The sequence below is a fragment of the Nitrospira sp. BLG_2 genome, from assembly GCF_049222245.1.
Map to the genome: position 1 here is coordinate 1 of NZ_JBLYIG010000363.1, position 4,112 is coordinate 4,112.

General features: G+C 56.7%; 5 protein-coding genes. 2 read left to right on the forward strand and 3 right to left on the reverse strand.

From position 1 onward, the window contains the following. Positions 1-258: 258 nt before the first annotated feature. Genes ACOSYY_RS09975 through ACOSYY_RS09985 form a run of 3 tightly spaced genes read right to left on the reverse strand, consistent with a single transcriptional unit; the run spans position 259 to position 1,822 of the window. Entirely contained in the window at positions 259-693 is a 435-nt protein-coding gene (locus ACOSYY_RS09975; protein ID WP_421662143.1) for a glycine zipper family protein, read from the reverse strand. Further along, complete coding sequence (locus ACOSYY_RS09980) at positions 690-1,016, reverse strand: DUF167 domain-containing protein (protein WP_421662144.1); 327 nt, start codon at positions 1,014-1,016, stop codon at positions 690-692. Before ACOSYY_RS09980 ends, ACOSYY_RS09975 begins: the two co-directional genes overlap by 4 nt. A gap of 14 nt (positions 1,017-1,030) precedes the next feature. Beyond that, on the reverse strand, positions 1,031-1,822 hold the full coding sequence (locus tag ACOSYY_RS09985) for a CbbQ/NirQ/NorQ/GpvN family protein (protein ID WP_421662150.1): 792 nt from the start codon (positions 1,820-1,822) through the stop codon (positions 1,031-1,033). A 416-nt stretch (positions 1,823-2,238) separates the two neighbouring features. On the opposite strand from ACOSYY_RS09985, the gene ACOSYY_RS09990 reads away from it, so the two are divergent. Together ACOSYY_RS09990 and ACOSYY_RS09995 are read left to right on the forward strand one after the other, a co-directional pair. After that, on the forward strand, positions 2,239-3,585 hold the full coding sequence (locus ACOSYY_RS09990) for a two-component system sensor histidine kinase NtrB (protein ID WP_421662146.1): 1,347 nt from the start codon (positions 2,239-2,241) through the stop codon (positions 3,583-3,585). After that, entirely contained in the window at positions 3,582-4,049 is a 468-nt protein-coding gene (locus ACOSYY_RS09995; RefSeq protein WP_421662148.1) for a sigma-54-dependent transcriptional regulator, read from the forward strand. Before ACOSYY_RS09990 ends, ACOSYY_RS09995 begins: the two co-directional genes overlap by 4 nt. Positions 4,050-4,112: the final 63 nt, after the last annotated feature.

Genomic DNA, 4,112 nt, shown 5'->3' on the forward strand with positions numbered 1-4,112 from the left:
CCAGTGTTTCTCGAAGCCTTCCTCATGTGCTCGCGTAGCCGGGCAAAGAGTCAAAAAGCCACCACCACTGAAGTTCCCTTTTCTTCATACTTCCCCTGGCGGTACTCTACTGCGCGCATTGTCCGAGCACATTTCTCCTTACACTCCTCACCACTCAGATCGGGCATCGAGGCCGTTTCCATTGCGCGCATCCAACGAGGGCCTTCTGAGGCCGCGCGTTGGGCGAGCACCGAAACGACCTCGGTGCCCGATCCCCCCTCACTGCCAACCTGTCACCTCATATCCTTTTTCTTGCAGACACCGGTTGACGAAATTCGTGTAGGCCTGGTTCGGTTGAGAAGGGCCGGCTACGGCATGAAACAATCCGGTTAAGAGCCCCCAAACCGCTCCGCTTGCCGCGCCGATCATCGATCCTCGCCCCGCTCCCCCTGAAATTGCTCCCCCCACCGCTCCGCTGGCGGCACCGACTCCGGCGCCCACCGCCGTGCTCGTCGCGACACGTCCCCCCTTGCCTCCGCTACTCTGCTCTGCACCGGCTGACTCAGCCGACTGTTTGCATGCCTCGATATCTTGTTCTGCGGCTTCTTTTCCCACCGATTGCATATGTGCATTGGGATAGAGCACCGGACGGGCACCGGAGCAGGCCGAAAGCATCAACAGAATAAAGACCGCGCTTATTCGTCGTCTGTTCATGCCTTGCCCGTTTCGTTCGCGTTCCGTGGCAGTAACCGGGTCAACAGCACCTCCGCCGTAATCGCCTTGATGGATAATCGCTTGCGACGCGCCTGTTCTCCTGCGCGTATTCGCACATTCGCGCGGGGAACGCCACATCGCGCCGCGATAAAGCGAATCAGTTCGTCGTTGGCGGCACCGTCAATCGGACGAGTTGCCAGACGGATCTTTATGGCGTCGCCATGAATTCCGACACACTCGGTATGCGAAGCCCCCGGTTGGACATGGACGGTCAGGAGCGCCCCACGCTCACTGTCCCGCGCGATGACAGGCAGGGAATCCACGAGAATCGATGGATTCAAAAGATCGCTTTGACGAATTCGAGTACCGTGCGTTGCATGTCCGAATCATCAGTGATCGGACGAGCGACGGCCACGTCGCAGGCCCGCTCGGGCGGCACGCCTTGCTTCATCAGGGTGCCGGCATAGATCAGGAGCCTGGTGCTGACTCCTTCCTCCAACCCGTGGTTTCTCAGGTTGCGGACCTTTTGGCCGAGCTTGACAAGTTTTCCGGCGATCGCAGCCTCCACCTCCGCCTCGCGTTGGACCACCATCGTTTCGATGTCCGGGGAGGGGTAGTCGAATTCAATCGCCATGAATCGCTGCTTCGTACTTTGCTTGAGATCTTTGAGCACACTCTGATAGCCGGGGTTGTAGGAGATCACCAGCATAAACTCGTCGGCCGCTTCCACAATTTGGCCCTTTTTCTCGATTGGAAGCACTCGCCGGTCATCGCTGAGGGGATGGATGATGACGGTCGTGTCCTTTCGGGCTTCCACCACCTCATCGAGATAGACAATGGCCCCATGCTTCACGCCGGCGGTCAACGGCCCATCCATCCATACGGTATCCTGCCCTTTCAGGAGGTACCGGCCCACCAAGTCGGAGGCCGTGAGGTCCTCGTGGCACGCGACCGTGATCAGCGGTCGTCCGAGCTTGTACGCCATGTACTGAACAAAACGGGTCTTCCCGCAACCGGTCGGCCCCTTCAACATAACCGGCAGTTTCTTCTCGGCGGCAATGGTGAACAGGCCGATCTCCCCACCGACTTCCGCATAAAACGGCTCCTGCAGGATGCGATACTGCGTCATATCGACTTCACGCGCTTGCTGCGTCACTGCATCTCCTGTCTTATCGGAACTGCTTTGACCCGACGTCACCGACGTCTCCGCCTGGCTGCAACAATAAACGGAACAAAGTCTGAAGATCAAGCAAAGGGGAGGTATATTGTTTTGGGGTCTGAAACAAAGAAGGAGATAACATAACCGTTTCGCTCAATCATTTGATCGTAGATGAACTGCGACTGCTGTCCGGCATAGAGGCGCACCGAGAGCCCTACTGATTGCCGCATGAGGAAAACATGCTCTTTGGTGAGGACACGCTATGAGCTAAGCTCGCTGCACAAAACTCTCGCGCGTGTTAGCATACTGGCGGCGGACCCTTCTCTGTAACGGCGATGTTCAGGCCCATTCCAGAAACAACCCTCTTCCGGAGGATCCCTTATTGGTTGATCGCATCCATCCTCCTGATCCTGGCCTTGGCCGTCTCCATCATCCTGCTTTTCAGCCTTGAACGAGAAATGCTCCTTCTACGAGGCCCTACGGAGAGCGAGCGGGCTCCCGGGGAATTATTCCAGGCCCTTTGGCAGTCGCGCGGTGATTTGATCGTTGAGACATTCCTTGTCGTCTTGGTAAGCGCGATCGGTATTGCGGCGGTCATCATGTTGCTTCACTACGACACCGCGCGTAGGACTTTGGAGGAGGTAAAGGGGCTGGCTCGAAACATTCTCCAGAGTATTCCCACGGGTGTCCTTACAATCAGCCAGCGAGGAATCATCAGCGCGGTAAATCCCACGGCCGAGATGGTCTTGAATCGCACCTCCTCGGAGTTGCTGGGAAAGGGCTATGATGTAGTGTTTTCTGAAACGGACCCGATTCGACAGGCTCTCGACGCGGCGTTACGAGATCACCGTCATGTGTATCAGAAGGATCTTCTCTACGAATGCCGCGAACAGGACCCGAGGACTATTCGCGTGAGTACCGCGGAGCTGACGGGAGATGATAAGAAACCGGCAGGGGTGATTCTGCAGGCTCAGGACGTCTCAGAGTGGCTGGGACTGGAACAACGCGTCCGTGTTGCAGAAAAGTTATCAGCCTTGCACACATTGTCCGCGGGAGTGGCGCACGAGCTACGAAACCCTTTGAGCGCGATGGATCTGAACCTCCATCTTCTGGAAGAAGAGCTCAAGGAGAACGGAACGCCGGCAGAATCAGAGGCACGGTACCTCCGTGTCCTGAACGCCGAATGCCGCCGCCTTTCAGGTATTCTCGATAACTTTTTGAAATTCGCTCGGCCCGGATCTCTTGGTTTGCATGCGGTAGACATACAGGCGCTCATCGATCACATTATGACGCTGATGCGTTTCGAGGCGGAAGAACGCCGAGTTCGACTTGTACAGGTTATGGATGAACAACTCCCGCCTGTGCTGGGGGATGAAACTCAAATCAGCCAGGTATTGGTTAACATCATCGTTAATGCGTTTCATGCCATGCCGAACGGCGGACTCTGTCGGATTTCCGTGGCGCAGCGGGAAGCTATGGGAAAATTTTGGGTAGAGATCACCGTGAAAGACAGCGGCGTCGGGATTACGAAGGAGCAACTGTCTCATTTGTTTGAACCCTTCTACACGACCAAGTCGAGCGGCACCGGACTTGGTCTTGCCATCGCGTACCGAATCATACAGGACCACGGTGGTACGATTGACGTCTCCAGTGTCCCGGGAAGCGGAACGACGGTGGTGACCAAATTTCCCGTGGCGGCTGATCCGCTTCACAAGGTGGGGGTCGGCTCATGACACAGGCCGCTCATATTCTCATCGTCGACGATGAGGTGAATATCCGCAACGCCCTGGTGACCATGTTGGAGAAAAAAGGCTACCGGGTCTACGGGACAGGCACGGGAGAAGAGGCTCTGCGGCAGCTGGATGACGCCCGAATGGACCTGGTGATCACCGACCTGAGGATGCCCGGGATCAGCGGGATGGAATTTCTGCGTCAATTGAAAAACAAATGGCCGGATACCGAAGTCGTAGTCATGACGGCGTTCGGTTCGATCGATACGGCGGTGGAAGCGATGCGTCTGGGCGCCTATGACTATCTGACGAAACCGATCGATCGTGAGCGGTTCGTCGTAATCGTGGAGAAGGCGCTTGAGCGCCGTGCCCTGGCCTATGAAAACAGGCAACTCCGTGACCAACTTGAGACGAGAACACGTTTCGATCAAATGGTCGGCGAGAGCGAGGCCATGCAGCAAGTCTAAACCTTGGTGGAGATGGTGGCGGACAGCGATGTGACGGTCTTGCTCACCGGGGAAAGCGGAACC